Source organism: Pseudoalteromonas sp. GutCa3 (genome assembly GCF_002836155.1).
Taxonomy (GTDB): Bacteria; Pseudomonadota; Gammaproteobacteria; order Enterobacterales; family Alteromonadaceae; genus Pseudoalteromonas; species Pseudoalteromonas arctica.
In genome coordinates this window covers 102,913-120,110 of sequence record NZ_PJBK01000047.1, presented here as the reverse complement: position 1 = coordinate 120,110, position 17,198 = coordinate 102,913, and the positions used below count along the sequence as shown (strand labels likewise).

The window sequence follows — 17,198 nt, the reverse complement described above, 5'->3', positions numbered from 1 at the left end:
GAAGAGTGACCTCTGTAGTATTTGAGCTGCAAAGTACATACCAGTGTAAAAAATCGTGTTTAGAGAATGAATTTTGTACAGTTACTATAGTAGAGATGATGCTAAAAACTTTAATTTCAAGAGATGATTTGAAAGAGGTAGGGTCAAAAGTTATTTCGACCCTTATTAATTACTGTAACCAACCTTGTTGCTTACCCTTAATACTCAAACAAAGTAAAGCGATGGCAATAACGATTACAAAAATAGGCATAAATACAGCACTTGCGCCAAGTAGCTCAATACTGTTTATGACCACAAAATTATAATATTGCTGAATTAAAATAGCGCCGAGCGATAGCGCAAAAGTAGGTGTTGCCAGCGCGTTTTTAGCAAGTAAAAACAGACAACCAAAAGTGCTTCCAAATACAGCTATAGCAAATGCAATAGTTGACCAAATAGGAACGTTAGAGTAGGCAGCTTGTTGATCTAGTGGAAGTTTACTTATCATTTCGGGTGTCATCATCATGTGCATAGCAAATGCAATAACGCCAAGTAAGTTCCATACGAGTGCCGCCCATACAACGGGCTTAAACCAATTTTTAGGTGTTTTAACAGACATTGTATAACCTTGTTTTTATTATTATTAACTAGGTTATTAAAGAGTAAAAAGGCCAACTATACAAGTTGACCTTTTATATAAAAAGAGGGCTTTTAAATGCTTAACCAAATGAAATAGGTCGACGACCTGTTTTATCATCCACTTTAGGCTTTTTAGTGCGCTTGCGCTTAGCTTTAGCTGGCTGATTTGTTGGTTGTGGTGCAGCTTGCTTTGACTCTGCTTGAGTTTGTACCGCAGGTTTTTCTGCAGGGGTTGCATCTTCACTTAGCGCAAGTTTAAAAAATTCACCATCAAATTCTAATACATCGCCACTGTATAATTTTTTCCGCTTTATTGTACAAATTTCATGGTTAACACCCACATAGCCTTCGGTAATTAGGTTTTTAGCTTGGCCGCCACCTTCAACTAAGTTTAGTACTTTTAATAATTTACAGAGCTCAATCGGCTCTTCTTCTAATTCTATTTCTATGTATTCTTCGTTCATATTTGCTCTCGGTGGGGTAACGCACAAGCTGTAGTATAAAGGCTTGCAGCGACTTTTGCACCAAAGCAAGTGACTTTCGCTAATTGTAATACTTAAATAGCTATGAAATTTTTTATGTATTTTATCTGTCTTTAAAAAAACTGAAGCAATTGAAGAGTAACCTTTGCAGCAGTTAATTTTACGTATGGCCTGCTAATTGCTAAAACTTTGGCGGATTAAATAGTTTTCATTAAATGGAGTAGAAAATGGGCGTAAGATTGGCAATGAAAAAAGAGCTAATGGGATTAGACAATTCAGGTATGTTAACTGCTGATGATGTTAGAGAGCACCTTGCTAATTCTGTAAAAAAGCAAGCTGATCAAGATGAGCGCGGTTTTTCTGTAATTTCAAAGTTCAATGATACCCATAGCCGTTTAGTCAGCGGTGATGCCACGAGAAAAACAAAACTCGAGTTTGAACGACATCGTTTATTTAAAGACGTTTTATATACTCGCAAAAGTGTTGATGCTTGGTTAGATAGCCAAACTAACTGATTTGCTATTTATCAAAAATCAAATAGACTACAAGTGTAATCTATTTGAGGTTGATGATGAAAAATATACTTTTAGCGTGCTTAGTCATTTTATTAAGTGCGTGCCAGCAACCCACTGTGTATGTTTACACGCAAGCACTGAGTACAAATCAAAAGCAGCAGCTAGAAACTAAACTGGCTGCTCAAACTCTACCTTATCAATACCAAAATATCGTAGTACCAAAAGCATATAAAAATGCGACGTTAGTTGTCTCTTATAAAGACTTTAATAGCGGGCAGTTAGAGCAGTTAACGCTAATAATGCAAAGTATGGGGTTTGAACCTGACATTATTTACAGTAAAGCAGAGAATCATCATTATACTAATGGCAATATAGGTTTTTATTTACGTTCAGCTTCACAAAGTACCGAGCTAAGTATGCCAAGTATGCCAAGTATTATGCTTACAACGGGCTGCTTAAACGATAAATATAATAATATGCGCGTTTCATTTGACGAAAAAAAGACGCAATTTACATTACCAACGGGTGTTAAAGTGATGTTGGATTGGGAGCTTTTTGAACCCTACTTGGTTATTCATTATCAAAACACATCGCAATCGTACACGCATACTACGCCTAAAATAAGCACACCCTTTGGTCAAAAGCCGTCAGATACTTTTATTTACAATGCATATTTAAACAAACCAGATTGGCTTAATTGCTCGCTACAAATTGTTTATATGGACTGAGTGATAGAGTTAACCGTGAGTTTCTATATGCTCGCTTAGTTTGGCAATGCGCAGACTCATACCTTCTATAATTCGGTCTTTAATTTTTTCGCGGATAACATTAGGTAAACGAGTGAGTGCTTCAGGGGTAATAGCGAGGACTATACTGTCGGTTTTAGCGCGAGCGCTAGTACTACGCTCTCGGTTATTTATAAAGGCACCTTCACCTATAAATTCACCGGGCTCTATAGTGCCAAGTTCTAGCAAATGATTATGTTTAAATACCAATAACGCGCCGCTAAGTACAATGTACAAACGTTTGTCGTTATCGTATTGCTTAAATAAAAATTGATGCTGGCTTACTAAATACAACAGGCCGAACGACTCTAATAAGACTTGGCGCTCGCTGAGCGTAAATTCTTTAAAAAAGTGCAGCCTGTTTATAATTTCCATTTGTTTGAATAATGGAATATGTTCGATTAGCTTCATCAATAACCAAATGTGTTAAAAGCGTTTAATCAGCTAATATTGCGCTCTTTTAATTTTCGGGTCAACGTGTTGCGTCCCCAACCAATTTTTATAGCAGCATCTTGCTTATGACCAGAACAATTAGCCAGTGCGGTTTTAATTAAGCGAGTTTCTAGCTGGGCTTGAATGTCAGGCCAAATATTTTCTTTGCCTTGTTTAAGCTCTTGATTAAGCCATTGCTGAAACGCATCTAGCCAATCACCTTCTTCCTGGGTTGGCGAAGCATCTAGAATTTCCGGCGGTAAGTCTTGCTCGCTTACAAGCTCACCCGGTGCCATTACAGTAAGCCAGCGACAGGTGTTTTCTAATTGGCGTACATTGCCTGGCCAATTAAATAAGCGTAATTGCTCAGTTGCCTTAGGGCTCAGCACTTTGCTTTCTACTTGTAGCTCTTTAGCGCTTTTATGTAAAAAGTGTTGCGATAAGCTTTCTATATCTTCAGTACGCTCTCGAAGAGCAGGTAAACGTAGGCGCACAACATTAAGACGATGAAATAAATCATCCCTAAACTTGCCCTGTTTAACTAAATCTTCAAGGTTTTGGTGCGTAGCCGCAATAATACGCACATCTACTTTTATACTTTGATGGCCACCAACGCGATAAAACTCACCATCGGCAAGAACGCGTAATAAACGTGTTTGTACATCAAGTGGCATATCACCAATTTCATCTAAAAATAGTGTGCCGCCATTGGCTTGCTCAAAACGGCCTTTACGTACGCTGTCGGCACCCGTAAATGCGCCTTTTTCGTGGCCAAATAACTCTGACTCAACAAGCTCTTTTGGAATGGCTGCCATGTTAAGTGCAATAAATTGATTTTCTTTACGTGGGCTATGATTGTGCAGCGCACTGGCGACAAGTTCTTTACCTGTTCCAGATTCGCCATTTATTAATACGCTCATGCTAGAAGCCGATAGTTTACCTATCGCTCTAAACACTTCTTGCATTGCGGGCGCTTCACCAATTATGTGGGCACTTTTTGGTGGAGCTTGCTTGCGTTTAGTTTTTTTAGTGGAGTTTGCTCTGCATGCGCTTTCGACTAGCGCCACTGCTTCGTTTAAATCAAACGGCTTAGCGAGGTATTCAAAAGCACCTTTTTGGAATGCATTTACAGCTGAGTCTAAATCTGAGTGCGCAGTCATTATAATAACCGGCAGCCCAGGGTTTTGCTCTGCAATAAGTTCAAGCAACGCCATACCATCCATACCAGGCATTCGTACGTCAGAAACTAAAACAGTAGGTTGGCTAAACTTCAGTGCGCTTAGTACATCTTGCGCATTAGCAAAGCTCTCTGTGTTAAACCCTGCACGGGTTAGTGCTTTTTCAAGTACAAATCGAATAGAGGCATCATCATCTACAAGCCAAACTGTTTTCATGCAAACTCCAAACATTAATCTGCAAAGGGCAGATAGATATTAAATTCAGTATGTCCAGGCCAGCTATCACATTCTATATAGCCATCATGTTGATCTATCAGTGTTTGCGCTATTGAGAGTCCTAACCCAGAGCCACCTTCTTTATTGGTGATCATAGGGTAGAACAGTGTTTCGCGTACACTGGGATCAATACCTGGTCCGTTATCAGATATTTGGATCAACAAGGCTTTTTTAGGTGCTTTACCTGGGCGACGATGCTGATGATTAATGCGGGTTTTTATTGTTATTTCACCGCCATCTACAAGCGCCTGTTGGGCATTTCGAACAATGTTTAATACCACTTGCTGAATTTTGCCTTGATCAATGTATACATCAGGAATACTTGGGTCGTAATCTTTAACTAAGCTAATGTTAGAACAATTATCTAACGTACTTAGCCTTGCAACTGATTCAAGTGATTGATGTATGTTGCCATACGATTTTTGCGGAAGTTGATTGGGCCCCAAAAGCCTATCTACTAGTTCGCGTAATCGGTCGGCTTGCTCAATGATGAGCTCAGCACATTGATCTCTTTCTTGTTGATCAACCTCATACTGCAATAACTGCGCCGCTCCGCGAATTCCACCTAAAGGATTTTTAATTTCGTGAGCTAACCCTCTAATTAGGTTTCGGGCAGCTTGATATTGATGCATTTGATTAGACGCTTGGTCGTGCTTAATTTCGTCATCGGTTTGGCGCCACTCAAATAAAATATAAAGCGAGCCATTAAACTTAATTTGTCGTGTACTTACGGCTACTTTTGCATGGCGAGAATCGCTAAAAACCACGTCAGCTCTATGCTGCTGGCAATCTACGCCTTCAACTAATGAGTATTGTTCTATACGCTGTAAATCGATTGAATGGTAGTTAAAAAGGCTATCAAACGGTTGATCTAATAGGCGCTTATTACCAAGGCCAAGCAGCTCGCTAGTACTAGTATTGGCATATACAACGGTGAAGTTTTTATCAAGTAACATGATAGCGGTTGTTTGATTTTGCCAAATGGCATCGAGTAGCTCAGGGCTAAAGTTTTTATTATTAATCATAGCTGCACCATTTTAGTGCGTGGATGTTTGCAAGCAAGTTATATGGTTAAATACACTGCTGCACGTTTAGTAATGCCCTAATTTAGTTGCCTAGGTTTAGCCCTTTTCGGTGCATAAAAAATATGCAGGGTTCGCTTGTAGCAATAACTTGGTTTTTACTATTAAAAAGCTTTAATTGTAGTGTGTGCTGACCACGTTCTACATCTCTAATTGCAAAGGTTGAGCTGTCACTGGCTGGGCCGTGTGCTTTACCATCAATAAAAAGTTGTATAGTAAAACCAGTTTCAAAGCGTGGTTTTATTCGGCTAGTTACATAAACAGTGCCGGTATTTTCACGAATAGTCTGGTTATGATCAGGTGAGGAAATAGCAATACTAAAGGCCGCTTGTTGAGGCTGAGGTTGCTCGTCAAAAATGTCAGTATTTGTTGCAGGCATATTAAGATCTTGGCTGGTGAGCTTTACCTCTTGAGCCCCTTTATGAGGGGTGTCTGAGAACACTAATACGCCATTTTTATCTTTCCAAGCGTATATTTTTGTTTCACCGGCATAACCATAATTACTTAATCCTAAAGTAATTAATAGTAATAAAATCTTGTTATTCACTCTGCAGCCCTGCATTTTTATCGGTAACTTAACTTTAGTGGAGATTGACTAATTTTACCATTAAAAAAGCCCGCAAAGCGGGCTTGAGAACACACATATTTTTTACAGCTTAATTAACAGCTGTAGTACATTTCAAACTCAACTGGGTGAGTTGTCATGTTAAGTTTTTCAACTTCTTTAGACTTAAGTTCGATGTAAGCATCGATTAAGTCATCAGTGAATACGCCACCTTGAGTTAAGAATTCACGGTCTGCGCTAAGTGCAGATAGTGCTTCGTCAAGTGATGCTGCAACAGTTGGAATTTCTGCTGCTTCTTCAGCTGGTAAGTCGTATAAATCTTTATCCATAGCATCGCCAGGGTGGATCTTGTTTTTGATACCATCAAGGCCAGCCATAAGCATTGCTGAGAAAGCAAGGTATGGGTTAGCAGTTGGATCCGGGAAGCGTACTTCAATACGACGACCTTTTTCAGATGGAACCACTGGGATACGGATTGATGCAGAACGGTTACGTGCAGAGTATGCAAGCATAACGGGTGCTTCAAAACCTGGTACTAAACGTTTGTACGAGTTAGTAGACGCATTTGCGAAAGCGTTAATTGCTTTAGCATGCTTGATGATGCCGCCAATGTAGTAAAGTGCATCTTCAGAAAGACCGCCATACTTATCGCCAGCAAAAAGGTTAACACCGTCTTTAGCTAAAGACTGGTGACAATGCATACCAGAACCGTTATCACCAACAACTGGCTTAGGCATAAACGTTGCTGTTTTACCGTATAAGTGAGCCATGTTATGGATAACATATTTCATTTCTTGAATTTCATCCGCTTTTAATACCATTGTATTAAAGCGAGTAGCGATTTCGTTTTGACCTGCTGTTGCTACTTCGTGGTGATGTGCTTCTACTACTTGGCCCATTTCTTCTAGAACTAGACACGTAGCTGAACGCCAATCTTGGAAGTCATCAACTGGAGCAACTGGGAAGTAACCGCCTTTAACACCTGGACGATGACCAGTGTTGCCATCTGCATATTCTTTATCTGAGTTCCAAGCAGCTTGCTTAGAATCAATTTTGTACATAGAACCAGACATATCTGATTTGTATTTAACATCGTCAAATACGAAAAATTCTGGCTCAGGGCCAAATAAAACAGTGTCTGCAATGCCTGTAGAACGCATGTAATCTTCAGCACGCTTAGCAACAGAACGCGGGTCGCGCTCATAGCCTTGTAGTGTAGAAGGCTCTACTACGTCACAACGTAAAATTAATGTCGCTTCTTCAGTGAAAGGGTCTAGTTTGATTGACTCAGGAACTGGCATTAATACCATGTCTGATTCGTTTATGCCTTTCCAGCCTGCAATTGAAGAACCGTCGAACATTTTACCGTCTTCGAAAAAATCTTCATCAACTTGGTGATGAGGAATCGATACATGTTGCTCTTTACCCTTAGTGTCAGTAAAGCGTAAATCAATGAACTTGACGTCATTTTCTTTAATAAAATCTAAAACCGATTGTGACATGTGTCCTCCAACTATTGGGTTTTGTTATTGCTGCATAATTGCTTTGGTATTTACTAAGCTGATTTTGTGCCATTATTGTAACTGGCTGTTTATAAATTAAAAAAATATCATTGCATCAAAATGGAATATATAAACGCACCATCTTGGTGCGTAAATATTCCATTTCGGTGCAAAATTTACAGAGCGTAATTTGTTGTTAATTTAATCAGCTGAAATTAGCATAACCTAAATGTAAAAGAGTAACAAAAAGATCGGAAAAATAGCCAAAAAGACTGTTTTTCAAAAAAATATTGAAATTTAATTCATATAATTGTCATATATAAAACAGATACTTAGTAAAAGTATTGAGAAAGTTTTAAAATATGTATTGGATAAACTTTCATCCATGTCATTAATGAGGGATAATATGCGCCCTTTTAAATCCTATGCTGGGACATCTCGCGAAAGCGTGGATGAGTGCGTAGATCTTGCAGGATCATTGAGAATTTAATTTCTCTGAGTAAATATATGAGCATCGAAAAGTTAAGAAATATAGCGATTATCGCGCACGTTGACCACGGTAAAACAACTCTGGTTGACAAACTACTTGAGCAATCAGGTACATTAGAAACACGCGGCGGTAACGAAGAGCGCGTGATGGACTCAAACGACATTGAGAAAGAACGTGGTATTACCATTTTGGCTAAAAACACAGCCATCTCTTGGAACGACTACCATATCAATATCGTAGATACTCCGGGACACGCCGATTTCGGTGGTGAAGTTGAACGCGTACTTTCGATGGCTGACTCAGTATTATTACTTGTTGATGCTCAAGAAGGTCCAATGCCACAAACGCGTTTCGTTACGCAAAAGGCATTCGCGCAAGGCTTAAAGCCAATCGTAGTTATCAATAAAATTGATAAGCCAGGTTCACGTCCTGATTGGGTTATGGATCAAATCTTTGATTTATTCGACAACCTTGGCGCAACTGACGAACAGTTAGATTTTAAAGTAATCTACGCTTCAGCTATCAACGGCTGGGCAACACTAGATTTAGACGAGCCATCAGACAACATGGAACCTATGTTCAAGATGATCGTTGACGAAGTATCACCACCGGATGCAGATCCTGAAGGTGACTTCCAAATGCAAATTTCTCAACTAGATTACAACTCTTATGTTGGTGTAGTTGGTATTGGTCGTATTAAACGTGGTTCTGTTGCTCCTAACCAACAAGTTACTATTATCAGTGCTGATGGCACTACACGTAATGGTAAAATTGGCGCAGTACAAAGCTACCTAGGTCTTGAACGTATCGAAACTGATAGAGCTTACGCTGGTAACATCGTAACTGTAACAGGTATTGGTGAGCTTAAGATTTCTGATACAGTTTGTTTCCCAGGAAACGTTGAAGCATTACCACCACTAAGTGTTGATGAGCCAACTGTAACAATGACATTCTCTGTAAATAACTCACCTTTCTGTGGTAAAGAAGGTAAGTTTGTAACGTCACGTAATATCCGTGAACGTTTAGACAAAGAATTAGTACACAACGTAGCACTTCGCGTTGAAGATACTGGTAGCCCAGATAGCTTCCGTGTTTCTGGTCGTGGTGAATTACACCTAGGTATCTTAATTGAGAACATGCGTCGTGAAGGTTACGAGCTTTCAGTTTCTCGTCCAGAAGTTATCTTACGTACTGTAGATGGCGTTCTAGAAGAACCGTTTGAAACAGTTACTATTGACTGTCAAGACGAGCACCAAGGTTCTGTTATGGAACAAGTTGGCCTACGTAAAGGTGAACTTACTAACATGACTCCAGATGGCAAAGGCCGTATGCGTTTAGATTTCATGATCCCTAGCCGTGGTTTAATTGGTTTCCAAACTGATTTCATGACGCTTACTTCGGGTTCTGGTCTTATGTACCATACGTTCGATCATTACGGTCCTCACAAAGGTGGCGACATCGGTGTTCGTAAGAACGGCGTAATGATTGCAAACGCAACTGGTAAAGCACTTACTAACGCATTATTCAACTTACAAGAACGCGGCCGTTTATTCATCGGTCACGGTGTTGAAGTATACGAAGGTATGGTTATCGGTATTCATAACCGTGATAACGACCTTACAGTTAACGCCCTTAAAGGCAAGCAGTTAACTAACGTACGTGCATCTGGTACTGATGAAGCGCAAACGCTTTCTCCACACCTTAACTACTCACTTGAGCAAGCGCTTGAGTTCATCGATGATGACGAGCTAGTTGAAGTAACTCCACTAAACATTCGTATTCGTAAGCGTTACCTTACTGAAAACGAGCGTAAACGTGCAGGTCGTGGACCTAAGTCATAATCTATTAATTTAGAATAATGATTTTAAAAGCCGCTGTATTGAAAAATACAGCGGCTTTTTTGTGTTTGGAAACAAGAGCTGTAGGCTATAAGTCGTCAGCTGACAGTATTTAGCTTAAAATTATATAGCTACCGTTTTGTTATGAAATTTCCATAATATATTTACCTCTAAAAGCGCAGCGCCTCTTAACCTCTTTGTGAATAATTTATTTAAAGATTTTTTGCACAAGGAGAAGGGAATGAGAAGAGGGAAAGTTGAAACAGCCGATAATGCAAAGTATCAGTGTTTGTTGGTGGGATGTTTTTGCGTTGGGTTTCGCTTCGCTCAACCCAACATACGTGTTCAATTATTTTATTGGTAGTAACTTACTTTTTAGGAAGTAGGGTGATTTTGCCAAATACGTCGGCATCTATAAAACCACGGTTTCTGTCGCCATTTACTGGCTGTACTTCGTGTGAGCCCATAAAATGCTCGCGCACGTCACTGCCATCGTTATCGCAATACGCTAACATAAAGCCTATTACTTGTTTTTCGCTAAGTGTAAGTGGGGTGTTTTTAGCCCCTTCTTTATAATCATTAGGGTAGAGTTTTATCGCTACTTCCCAGGTAATGTTAAAGGGCGCGGTGGTGTTACGCTTCCAGTTACTCACTAGGTGGTCGGTATACAAATGGGCTTGTTTATCAGGTCCGTAATCGGCGGCTTGGTTATCAAGGCCAATATGGTACGCCAAAGCGGTGTGATTAAATTGATGATTTCCGCCTGATGCATCGCTATCAATAAATACTTCAAGCGCATCGTCATCCCAATATTTATAGGTTGGGTCGGGGTGTGTATCTATTAAAACGTCATCCACAATATCGGCTTGTAGGTATAAATAGTTTTGATCCCACAGTAAGCGATAACGCCCTTTAAAGTCGGCATCGTTTGATGGCAGTGTGCCATCCATTAAATAAGGCATATCGTGCCAAGCGGCTTTATCCCACGCACTTTCTGATACGCCATCAATAGTAATTGGAGTTGATGTATGTTCAACATCAATAGCCATTGCTGGCGTGCTTAATAAAAAGCTTAAGGCGAGTGCTAATTTTTTCATTAATTTCTCAATTTTATTGTGGATTTGTCTTAATGTAATAACAATCTTAAAACAGCTAAGTAAATAGTTACAGTGAAATACTTTCGCCTTCGTTTAAAATATACAGCGGTGTTTTAGCATCCATTTTTTTAACCATGTGTAATAAACGTAGCAAAGCAGAGTGGCTAGTATGGTCGCCCATTTTCCAACTTGAGTTACCGTATCCCCACGGTATCATTACTTTGCAGTTAAGTTCTTGTGCTGCGTTAAGCGCGTCTTCTGGTGTGGTGTGAACGTAGCGATAAAATTTACCACTTTCTTTACTGTAGTAAGATGCGATTGGTATTAAGCACACATCTATATCGCCATATTTTTGCTGTATGTCTTTAAAGTGTTTTGAGTAGCCCGTATCGCCTGCAAAAAATAAGGTACTGCCGTTTTGTTCAAGCAGCCAGCCATTCCATAAGTCTTTATTGTTATCTTCGTAAATAAGGGGCACCAATACACGAGCGCTAAAATGATGAGCTGGCACGGCATTAATAACTAAGTCGTCAATGTTGGTTGTTGAGTACCACGGCATTTCGCTAATACTAAAACCGCCGGTGGGGAAGTTGTCGGCCATACCGAGTGGTGTTAAATAGCGAGGTTTATTGCCAATGTTTTGTATGTCGGCCTTATTAAAGTGATCGTAATGAATATGCGAATACATTACCGCATCAATATTTTCCAGTTCTTGCTCACTAGGCCAAGCCCCTGCTTTACGATAAATACCGCCGCCGAGTTTAAAGCCAAGTGCGACTGGAGAATCAAACTGATTTTTTACCGGATCAAACAGCACACTTTGCCCATTTGGAGTGTTAATTACAAAACTAGCGTGGCCAAGCCAGCGTACGGTATAGCCGGTACTAAGTTGTGGTTTAGTTTGCTGGCCTTGGTACTGGCAGTTTTCGCTGCCGGTTTTGCATAGTAAGTCTGGGTGGGCTGGGTAGCAGTTTTCAGTACAGGTAGTGGGATATGTTTTTTCACCTGTGTATAAATTTTTATAACGACCGTTCTTATCATTAATAACAACAACTGAGTCAGAGCTGGTAATACGATTAATATTATTAGGTGCACCGCAGGCAGTTAGTATACATAAGAGCATTGTTGCGGTTAAAAAGCGTTTCATTGTAAATCCCTTTTAGCATGCCTTTAACATAAAAAAGCCTGCAATTAAGCAGGCTTGTTAAAGTAACAAATAATTAGCCAGCGCTATTCATTTGTTCAATAAATTTGTTTGAATCGGCAATCGATTTGTTCATGTCGTTCATCAACAATTGAATATCGCGCTTAAGGTTAGTGAATTCACCTTTAATAGCCGATACCGCTTGTGCATTTAAGTTATGCTTTAGGTATAAAACGTTATCATGAAGCGAGGTTAATACTGGCTCCATTTTACTCTCTGCGCTGCGCATTGAGCGTAATAGCTGATCAAATTGACGCTTAGTCGCGGCTAGCTTTTTGCTGCTTTCACGCTTAAGTGATGCGCTTTTGTATTGCTCTAGCTCATCGCCCCACTCATCAAATAGCGCTTCTGCCACGTCTTCTACTTTATTGATGTTAGTTGACACTTCGTTAGCGGCATTTAAGCTCGACTCGTAATCATCGTTTAGTTGATTGTAAGTGTCTTGTAGTTCGCCACCATTAAAATCGATTAGAGTAGTTAAGCGCTCTAGTGCCGATTTAAATTCTTCTTGTGACTCTTGTTGCGAGTCTTTGGTTTCTTCTACGCGATCAATAAGAATATCGCGTTTGTGAACACCCACTTTTTCCATCGCAGAATAATAAGCTGATTGGCAGCCAGTTAAAGTAAGTGTTACTACAAGCATTGAAACACTGAGTAATGTTTGTTTTTTCATTTGAATTCCTGTTTACGAGCGTTAGTGCTGTAAATTATGGCGCTGATTGTTATTATAATCAAAACTATATAAGCACAAGTCAATTGTATGAATGATAAGCTCTCACATTACAAACAGCAAGTTAAGTCCTTTATACGCCAGCAACCTGGTTGGTGGATGCAGTATTTTAATCGTTGTATAGACGATCAAATAACGGTTAATGCAGGTTACCTTGCTTACGTAACCCTTCTTTCTTTAGTGCCATTAATTGCGGTGGGTGTTGCTATATTTTCAGCCTTTCCGGGCTTTGAATCTACTCGCATGGAAATTGAGAGCTTTTTGTTTACCAACTTTGTCCCTACCTCTACCGATGTTATTAGAGAGCATATTAGCTCCTTTGCGGGCAATGCCAACCAAATGACGGCGGTGGGTATTGGCTTTCTAGCTGCAATAGCCTTACTGTTAATACGCAATGTAGATGCCACATTAAACCGAATTTGGCGAATTAAGAAAAAGCGCCCAATGATGATCTCATTTGCTGTGTACTGGATGGTTTTGAGCTTAGGGCCTATGTTGCTCGGTGCCAGTATTGGTGTTACCTCTTATATTGTATCTTTGGTGTCGTTTGCTGATCAGGGAATTCCGGGGTTTAGTGGGTTTTTGTTAAAGTTATTGCCGTATGGGATTTCGATGGTGGGCTTTATTATGCTCTACACCTTAGTGCCTAATACGCGGGTGTCGTTCAGAGCGGCAATACCTGGCGCTTTTTTTGCGGCACTTTTATTTGAGCTGACCAAAAAAGGGTTTGCACTTTATATTAGTCATTTTCCGTCGTACGAAGTTATTTATGGCGCAGTAGCAACCATTCCTATTTTGTTTGTATGGGTGTATTTGTCGTGGGTAGTTGTTTTGCTTGGCGCTGAATTTACTGCGTGCATTAGCCCAAATGATATTCCAGAAACACCAGAGCTTGAACTAGAAGATGATGAACCAGCAATAAAGGACACAGTTTAAATGCTAGGTTTAATACAACGTGTAAAGCATGCCAAAGTAGAAATTAACAACCACGTGGTAGGCGAAATTAGCCAAGGTATATTGTTGTTGCTGGGCGTTGAAAAACACGACGACAAACAAACGGCCGATAAGCTTTTACACAAGGTAAGTAATTATCGTATTTTTACTGACGAAAACGACAAAATGAACTTAAGCCTTAAAGATATTAAAGGTGAGTTACTTGTTGTTTCGCAATTTACGCTAGCGGCTGATACTAAAAAGGGTATGCGCCCTAGTTTTTCATCTGCGGCAACGCCAAGCCAAGCTAACGAGCTTTACGAATACTTTGTAGCTCAAGCTAAAGAGTTGGGGCTTACAATAGCCACAGGTGAGTTTGGTGCTGATATGCAAGTAAGCTTGTGTAACGATGGGCCCGTTACGTTTAACTTATCTGTTTAAGTTTTTGGTTACCACGACAATATGATTTACATAGCCCGTAATTTTTTGCGGGCTAATATTACAACCAAATACATCGAGTAATAGCTGCTGAAGTTGCTTTAATTGCGACTCATGCTGCGATAAAAAGTTAATAAATAGCACGCCGTTGTTATTTAAAGCCGAGTAGATTTTTTTATAAAATGCCTCTTCAAATAAAAATCGAGGCGCGTCTATTTGGCTAAATAAATCTAGAATAATCCAATCAATATTTTGCACACTTTCTAAAATCTGTTGCGCATCGGCGCACAGCAGTTGCTCATTCTTATTTGACGAAAAAAACTGGGTATAGCAATCAATAATATCGGCGTTTTTTTCAACCGATGTTATTTGTGCTTTAGGGTATTTGTGTTGTAAATAGTTACGAATTGCACCGCCGCCAAGGCCGAGTTCTAACACTTTTTGTGGCGCGCTAAGAGCTTGCCAGTGCTTATCTAGGTACAATAAGTGTGGAAAAAGTAATAAATCCGGGTTATTTAAATCAATAACAGATTGAAGAGTGTCGTTAATAAGTAACCAGCGTAACTGCTCGTGCTCACGTACTTGAATGTGATCGCCACTGCATTTATGCCAATAGATTAACTGACCAATGCTGTGGCTATTTTCAATAAATTGATCGCTTAGCAAACCCGTCAGTGAATTTATATAATTGATTTTTTCAGTCATATTCTCAGCATAAACTAGCAACGTTAAAGCGCAATGGCCTTTGTCATTATTTTTTTACGTTATTTTACAGCCATCACCAAAGTCGTATTTGCAGTTTTTTTAAGATGGAGTATGGTATTTGCCATAATAATGCCAATCAATTTAATTATTTTATTTTTTTAGCTTGGTAGATAACCAATACTATTAGTATAGCGCCGTAGCCTTTTTTTTGACTTTTATTTACGGCTTATATAACAACAGGAGTATGTATGTTTCAGGTAAGCACCCCACAAAGTAGCGAAGATTGGCAAGCGTATTACCAATTGCGTTGGCAGGTATTACGCGCGCCTTGGGGCGAGCCTCGTGGCTCTGAACAAGACGATATGGAACAAGACTCTGAGCACCGCTTTATAAAAAATAAAGAAGGCGAAGTGCTAGGTGTAGCACGTTTGCACTTTAACAATCATGAGCAAGCACAAGTGCGCTACATGGCAGTTGCAGAGGGGAACCGTAATCAGCATATTGGTAGTCGTTTGCTTCATGAGCTTGAAAAAATAGCATGGACACAAAATGCCGATGAACTGGTTTTGTTTGCACGCGAACGTGCGCTTGAGTTTTATAAACGCCACGGTTACGAATTAAAAGAAAAAGCGCACTTAGCGTATGGCGATGTACAACACTTTAAAATGGTAAAGCAAAAACCGTGTGAGCCAGGCTGGTTCCGTCATCCAAATTGGACGCAAGTACTACAAAATACGTGGCGTGAGTCTATTCCAATTAGTGACGCGATGGGTATTAAGGTAGAAAGCTATACCGATTGGCAATTTACAACCAGCGCCGACCTAGACGCTAACTTAAACCTACATAACACCATGTTTGCAGGCTCTATTTATAGCTTGGCCACGCTAACAGGTTGGGGCGCTACGTACTTAGCGCTTAAAGAAGCTGGGCTTGAAGGTAATATTGTATTAGCCGATGCTAACATTAAGTACTTAAAGCCGCTTACTACCGACCCACGTGGTTGTGTTGATATACAAACCTGTAAGGGCAAGTTAAGCGATTTAGAAACCGACGGTAAAGCAAGTTACGTAGTGCCTGTAACTATTTACGATGGTGATAACGTGGTTGCAGAATTTGAAGGGCAGTTTGTAGTAAAAAAATAACTGTTTAGCTGTTCAAAACACAAAAAAGCCAAGCGATGCTTGGCTTTTTTGTGTGTAAAACTTAGAGAAGTATCACAGCAGATCGGTTAATAATATACCTACACCAATACGTTCTACATCCGCATTGTAATCAATTAAGCTTTCGCCATAACCGTTAAAGTATTGTGCATAACCACGAACGCGGCCCCATAAAGGAAACGACCAGTCGAGTTGAATTGCACCACGATTATCTGAATTTAAGTTGTTACGTGTCATAAAGCTAAATTCATGGTCATGAAAACGATACGCGCCGCTAAACTCAAAGTAACCCATGTATTTATATATGTCTGGGTTGTCGTCGCCATTGGCTTCTAAAATATCTTCTTTTTCGTCCTCAGCTATTCGGTACCAAGGTTTAAAGCTAAAAACAAAGCCTCTGTTTTCCCAGATAAAGTCTGCATAAATACGGTTCCACGAACGTGAGTTTGGTTGGCTTCGACCATTTGACTGATGCGAAATACCTAAAGCAATTGCCATTTCGTCGCCCCATAATACGTTTTCTGGGTCGAGGTAATTTATCCAAAATATCTCTGGTTCGTAGTTAGTCTCACGAAATGGAGAAGAAATTTCTGAGTTATAAAGCTGCCAATATGATTGCAGTGTAAAGCCAAAAAATATGGCTTGGTCTTTATCCGAAAAATCATCGTAAAGAGGTACTTTTATCGATAGCTGGTATTTTGCTTCTAAGTTGTCGAGCGGTTCACCGTCGTTGTCGTCGGTTAGTGCGTCAAAGCCATCAAATGGGCGATCGTTTGGGTGTGATACGTACGAAAGCGGTAAAATATAGTTACGCTTATGTGGCGTAATTACATTTCTATTTTTTTTACCTACTTCTTCACGAGCTTGGCGTTTATCAAGCGCGGTAAGTTGTTTGTCTTCTTCAAGAGCTGAACACTTTTTACGAAGATCGTCTAATGTTTGTTTACCATCTCCGCCAATTACCTCATTTAAAATACACTGCTTTACAAGTTCGATGTCGTTGTCTTGCTCATTTGTAGCAACTTCTTCTTGTGCGAAGGTAGCTGTACTTATTAAGGCAGAAAGTGTGATCCAGTGGCGCCAGCTCATTGTAATTCCTTGTGGGTTCGGGTTGTGTTGTATGCGTTAATTTAATTATAACGTCTTTTTACATATGTAACGGTGAACT

At 39.8% G+C, this 17,198-nt stretch carries 18 protein-coding genes; 6 read left to right on the top strand and 12 right to left on the bottom strand.

Translation table 11 applies throughout. The annotated features are described in order from the left end of the window. Window positions 1–169: 169 nt before the first annotated feature. Both CXF64_RS09035 and CXF64_RS09030 read right to left on the bottom strand, forming a co-directional pair. Window positions 170–598, bottom strand: a complete 429-nt coding sequence (locus CXF64_RS09035) for a hypothetical protein (protein WP_101216847.1) — start codon at window positions 596–598, stop codon at window positions 170–172. 100 nt (window positions 599–698) lie between these two features. Then, entirely contained in the window at window positions 699–1,082 is a 384-nt protein-coding gene (locus tag CXF64_RS09030; protein ID WP_024607642.1) for an RNA-binding S4 domain-containing protein, read from the bottom strand. A gap of 245 nt (window positions 1,083–1,327) precedes the next feature. Here CXF64_RS09030 and CXF64_RS09025 point away from each other — a divergent pair, with 245 nt between their 5' ends. Next, complete coding sequence (locus tag CXF64_RS09025; protein ID WP_024607643.1) at window positions 1,328–1,615, top strand: hypothetical protein; 288 nt, start codon at window positions 1,328–1,330, stop codon at window positions 1,613–1,615. Between the two features lie 56 nt (window positions 1,616–1,671). Beyond that, window positions 1,672–2,343 (top strand): hypothetical protein, encoded by a 672-nt coding sequence (locus tag CXF64_RS09020; protein ID WP_024607644.1) that lies wholly within the window; start codon window positions 1,672–1,674, stop codon window positions 2,341–2,343. A 9-nt stretch (window positions 2,344–2,352) separates the two neighbouring features. Here the strand turns inward: CXF64_RS09020 and CXF64_RS09015 are convergent, their stop codons facing one another. From CXF64_RS09015 to glnA, 5 genes are all read right to left on the bottom strand, one after another. Beyond that, window positions 2,353–2,811, bottom strand: a complete 459-nt coding sequence (locus CXF64_RS09015; RefSeq protein ID WP_010554789.1) for a cyclic nucleotide-binding domain-containing protein — start codon at window positions 2,809–2,811, stop codon at window positions 2,353–2,355. A gap of 29 nt (window positions 2,812–2,840) precedes the next feature. Next, window positions 2,841–4,226 carry a nitrogen regulation protein NR(I) gene (ntrC, locus tag CXF64_RS09010; protein WP_007582175.1) on the bottom strand — a complete coding sequence of 462 codons (1,386 nt, stop codon included), beginning with the start codon at window positions 4,224–4,226 and terminating at the stop codon, window positions 2,841–2,843. Between the two features lie 14 nt (window positions 4,227–4,240). Then, window positions 4,241–5,311, bottom strand: coding sequence for a nitrogen regulation protein NR(II) (gene glnL / locus CXF64_RS09005; protein WP_010554790.1), 1,071 nt, complete (start codon window positions 5,309–5,311; stop codon window positions 4,241–4,243). A gap of 82 nt (window positions 5,312–5,393) precedes the next feature. Beyond that, a complete protein-coding gene (locus CXF64_RS09000) occupies window positions 5,394–5,915 on the bottom strand; it encodes a DUF4124 domain-containing protein (RefSeq protein ID WP_024589531.1) in 522 nt (173 codons plus the stop codon). 113 nt (window positions 5,916–6,028) lie between these two features. Further along, window positions 6,029–7,435: a glutamate--ammonia ligase gene (glnA, locus tag CXF64_RS08995; protein WP_010554792.1), complete on the bottom strand. Its 1,407-nt coding sequence runs from the start codon at window positions 7,433–7,435 to the stop codon at window positions 6,029–6,031. A gap of 507 nt (window positions 7,436–7,942) precedes the next feature. Here glnA and typA point away from each other — a divergent pair. After that, window positions 7,943–9,766, top strand: a complete 1,824-nt coding sequence (gene typA, locus CXF64_RS08985) for a translational GTPase TypA (protein WP_010554793.1) — start codon at window positions 7,943–7,945, stop codon at window positions 9,764–9,766. A gap of 365 nt (window positions 9,767–10,131) precedes the next feature. Here typA and CXF64_RS08980 read toward each other — a convergent pair whose 3' ends face one another. From CXF64_RS08980 to CXF64_RS08970, 3 genes are all read right to left on the bottom strand, one after another. Next, the gene (locus CXF64_RS08980) at window positions 10,132–10,860 is read right to left on the bottom strand and encodes a CBM9 family sugar-binding protein (RefSeq protein ID WP_101216846.1); all 729 of its coding nucleotides are present in this window, start codon (window positions 10,858–10,860) and stop codon (window positions 10,132–10,134) included. 67 nt (window positions 10,861–10,927) lie between these two features. Next, entirely contained in the window at window positions 10,928–12,007 is a 1,080-nt protein-coding gene (locus CXF64_RS08975; protein WP_101216845.1) for an MBL fold metallo-hydrolase, read from the bottom strand. Window positions 12,008–12,080: 73 nt separating this feature from the next. Next, window positions 12,081–12,737 carry a DUF2959 domain-containing protein gene (locus tag CXF64_RS08970; RefSeq protein WP_010554796.1) on the bottom strand — a complete coding sequence of 219 codons (657 nt, stop codon included), beginning with the start codon at window positions 12,735–12,737 and terminating at the stop codon, window positions 12,081–12,083. Between the two features lie 87 nt (window positions 12,738–12,824). Between CXF64_RS08970 and CXF64_RS08965 the strand changes: the two genes are divergently transcribed. Together CXF64_RS08965 and dtd are read left to right on the top strand one after the other, a co-directional pair. After that, window positions 12,825–13,730 (top strand): virulence factor BrkB family protein, encoded by a 906-nt coding sequence (locus CXF64_RS08965; protein ID WP_024600023.1) that lies wholly within the window; start codon window positions 12,825–12,827, stop codon window positions 13,728–13,730. Beyond that, complete coding sequence (gene dtd, locus CXF64_RS08960) at window positions 13,731–14,168, top strand: D-aminoacyl-tRNA deacylase (RefSeq protein WP_101216844.1); 438 nt, start codon at window positions 13,731–13,733, stop codon at window positions 14,166–14,168. Here the strand turns inward: dtd and CXF64_RS08955 are convergent. Beyond that, window positions 14,157–14,870 (bottom strand): spermidine synthase, encoded by a 714-nt coding sequence (locus CXF64_RS08955; RefSeq protein ID WP_101216843.1) that lies wholly within the window; start codon window positions 14,868–14,870, stop codon window positions 14,157–14,159. The genes dtd and CXF64_RS08955 overlap by 12 nt on opposite strands. Window positions 14,871–15,118: 248 nt before the next feature. Here CXF64_RS08955 and CXF64_RS08950 point away from each other — a divergent pair, with 248 nt between their 5' ends. After that, complete coding sequence (locus CXF64_RS08950) at window positions 15,119–16,012, top strand: bifunctional GNAT family N-acetyltransferase/hotdog fold thioesterase (protein ID WP_007582148.1); 894 nt, start codon at window positions 15,119–15,121, stop codon at window positions 16,010–16,012. Between the two features lie 72 nt (window positions 16,013–16,084). On the opposite strand, the gene CXF64_RS08945 is transcribed toward CXF64_RS08950, so the two are convergent. Continuing rightward, window positions 16,085–17,119 carry a phospholipase A gene (locus tag CXF64_RS08945; RefSeq protein WP_101216842.1) on the bottom strand — a complete coding sequence of 345 codons (1,035 nt, stop codon included), beginning with the start codon at window positions 17,117–17,119 and terminating at the stop codon, window positions 16,085–16,087. Between the last annotated feature and the right edge of the window lie 79 nt (window positions 17,120–17,198).

What these genes read in the sequence shown, in the direction of transcription:
- CXF64_RS09035 (WP_101216847.1), bottom strand. Translation starts at nt 598, where the DNA reads ATGTCTGTTAAAACACCTAAAAATTGGTTTAAGCCCGTTGTATGGGCG.
- CXF64_RS09030 (WP_024607642.1), bottom strand. Translation starts at nt 1,082, where the DNA reads ATGAACGAAGAATACATAGAAATAGAATTAGAAGAAGAGCCGATTGAG.
- CXF64_RS09025 (WP_024607643.1), top strand. Translation starts at nt 1,328, where the DNA reads ATGGGCGTAAGATTGGCAATGAAAAAAGAGCTAATGGGATTAGACAAT.
- CXF64_RS09020 (WP_024607644.1), top strand. Translation starts at nt 1,672, where the DNA reads ATGAAAAATATACTTTTAGCGTGCTTAGTCATTTTATTAAGTGCGTGC.
- CXF64_RS09015 (WP_010554789.1), bottom strand. Translation starts at nt 2,811, where the DNA reads ATGAAGCTAATCGAACATATTCCATTATTCAAACAAATGGAAATTATA.
- ntrC (WP_007582175.1), bottom strand. Translation starts at nt 4,226, where the DNA reads ATGAAAACAGTTTGGCTTGTAGATGATGATGCCTCTATTCGATTTGTA.
- glnL (WP_010554790.1), bottom strand. Translation starts at nt 5,311, where the DNA reads ATGATTAATAATAAAAACTTTAGCCCTGAGCTACTCGATGCCATTTGG.
- glnA (WP_010554792.1), bottom strand. Translation starts at nt 7,435, where the DNA reads ATGTCACAATCGGTTTTAGATTTTATTAAAGAAAATGACGTCAAGTTC.
- typA (WP_010554793.1), top strand. Translation starts at nt 7,943, where the DNA reads ATGAGCATCGAAAAGTTAAGAAATATAGCGATTATCGCGCACGTTGAC.
- CXF64_RS08980 (WP_101216846.1), bottom strand. Translation starts at nt 10,860, where the DNA reads ATGAAAAAATTAGCACTCGCCTTAAGCTTTTTATTAAGCACGCCAGCA.
- CXF64_RS08975 (WP_101216845.1), bottom strand. Translation starts at nt 12,007, where the DNA reads ATGAAACGCTTTTTAACCGCAACAATGCTCTTATGTATACTAACTGCC.
- CXF64_RS08970 (WP_010554796.1), bottom strand. Translation starts at nt 12,737, where the DNA reads ATGAAAAAACAAACATTACTCAGTGTTTCAATGCTTGTAGTAACACTT.
- CXF64_RS08965 (WP_024600023.1), top strand. Translation starts at nt 12,825, where the DNA reads ATGAATGATAAGCTCTCACATTACAAACAGCAAGTTAAGTCCTTTATA.
- dtd (WP_101216844.1), top strand. Translation starts at nt 13,731, where the DNA reads ATGCTAGGTTTAATACAACGTGTAAAGCATGCCAAAGTAGAAATTAAC.
- CXF64_RS08955 (WP_101216843.1), bottom strand. Translation starts at nt 14,870, where the DNA reads ATGACTGAAAAAATCAATTATATAAATTCACTGACGGGTTTGCTAAGC.
- CXF64_RS08950 (WP_007582148.1), top strand. Translation starts at nt 15,119, where the DNA reads ATGTTTCAGGTAAGCACCCCACAAAGTAGCGAAGATTGGCAAGCGTAT.
- CXF64_RS08945 (WP_101216842.1), bottom strand. Translation starts at nt 17,119, where the DNA reads ATGAGCTGGCGCCACTGGATCACACTTTCTGCCTTAATAAGTACAGCT.